The organism is Flavobacterium sp. (assembly GCF_043722275.1).
Taxonomy (GTDB): domain Bacteria; phylum Bacteroidota; class Bacteroidia; order Flavobacteriales; family Flavobacteriaceae; genus Flavobacterium.
The window spans coordinates 1-1601 of record NZ_JAYSPC010000071.1 but is presented as its reverse complement, the minus strand read 5'-3'; the positions used below and the strand labels follow the sequence as shown (position 1 = coordinate 1601).

3 protein-coding genes are annotated in these 1601 nt (G+C 32.1%); all 3 read left to right on the top strand.

All coding sequences use genetic code 11. The features are described from left to right. On the top strand, window positions 1-205 hold a 205-nt coding region (locus ACHZDT_RS09925), incomplete at its 5' end, for a hypothetical protein (protein ID WP_394774467.1). 107 nt (window positions 206-312) lie between these two features. Then, window positions 313-585, top strand: coding sequence for a hypothetical protein (locus ACHZDT_RS09920; protein WP_394774465.1), 273 nt, complete (start codon window positions 313-315; stop codon window positions 583-585). A 23-nt stretch (window positions 586-608) separates the two neighbouring features. After that, window positions 609-1469, top strand: coding sequence for an ISAs1 family transposase (locus tag ACHZDT_RS09915; RefSeq protein ID WP_394774464.1), 861 nt, complete (start codon window positions 609-611; stop codon window positions 1467-1469). Window positions 1470-1601 lie beyond the last annotated feature (132 nt).

The window sequence follows — 1601 nt, the reverse complement described above, 5'->3', positions numbered from 1 at the left end:
AGGCAATTGGAGCCTCACCAATACATTTCCATTTATAAAAGGTGAAGCAATTGGCAATATTGTAACAGGTGAATATTTTGTAGATACCGACCCTGGCTTTGGACATGCTTTGCCTATTAACTTCACAGCTTCATCAAACATTAGCAATTATACATTTTCCGCCAATGTATCATCTGCAACCACCACAGGCAGGGCTTTCTTATAAAAAAGGTAAAGTTTTAAACAATAGCATCTTGATTTGATTTTGATTTTAGAAAAGATTGGAGTTCCCCGCTAAGTAATTTTGTTTTGAACCAATAAAAAAACAAAACGATGGAACAACCAATTAAAGGTAAATGTACAAGTTTATACGAACAAATAAAAAAATGCGAAAATATAGATTTACGAGACAACAGAGGAAAAAAACATTGTATAGCCTTTGTTTTATTAGGAGTTATGCTTGCCCTTTGTAGGAATAAAGATGGCAATTTATCTAGTATTCACAGAGCAATTAAAAACACCAATGAGCAATTGTGCAGTTATCTTGAACAGCCATTAATCAAGGCAGTTTCACGGGCTCAATTACCCCTTATTTTAAAAAAGTAAATGTTGAAATTTTTAATAGATTGATGAGTACCTTTTTTTACCAACGCCTTTCTATTGAACAAAGTAATTGGTTTGCCTCGGATGGTAAAGAATTGCGAGGCAGTATTTTAAAAGGCAATACTCGTGGAGAAGCCGTTACTCAACTAGTTGAACACAGCACGAGAATTGTGTCTAAACAAGAATTTTATAATGGGCGAAAAGAAAGTGAGCGTCCTAGTGTATTAGAACTCCTTAAAGATAATTGCTCTAATAAAAAAATCACATTAGATGCCCTTCACTTAACCCCAGAAACAGTTACATACATTGAAGGTGAAGGTGAAGGTGGCATTTTTTTAATTGGAGTTAAAGAGAATCAAAAAGAATTATTAGACACTCTGGTTAGCATTAGCAGTACTAAAAAGCCGATTAATCAATATTGTCCAGAGCCTGAAAAAGGTAATGGGAGGGTGGATACAAGGAAATATGAAAGCTTTGATCTAAAAAATGTTTGTTTTGATAAACGATGGAGTAATGCTAATTTTCAAACAGTAATTAAAGTAGAAAGAGAACGTTATAATTGTAAAGCTAAAACGATAAGCTGTGAAACAGCTTACTACATCTCTAATGAAAAAACACAAGCTAACGATACAACTCATGAATTGTTTAATGCTGTGAAAGATCATTGGAATGTTGAAACCAATAACCATATACGAGATGTGTCCTTAAATGAAGATGCATTAAAATCTAAATTCCCCGAATTGTCACATAATATGGCTACCTGTAGAACTATTGTCCTTAATGCCATCTATCAACTAAAACCAAATAATATAAAAGAATTGATAGATGAATTTTCAGACAATATCTTAACTTTGTTCAAGGCGTTTAGCAAGTTTAATTTTTTATAAGAAAGCCCTGTATAAATATGTTTAACCTAAAATAATTTGTTTAGATTTGTTTACTCTCTTATGAATTTGAAATATTTTAAAAACAGTTTTGTTTTTTTAACCGTTATATTTCTTTCACAGAAATTAAGCGCA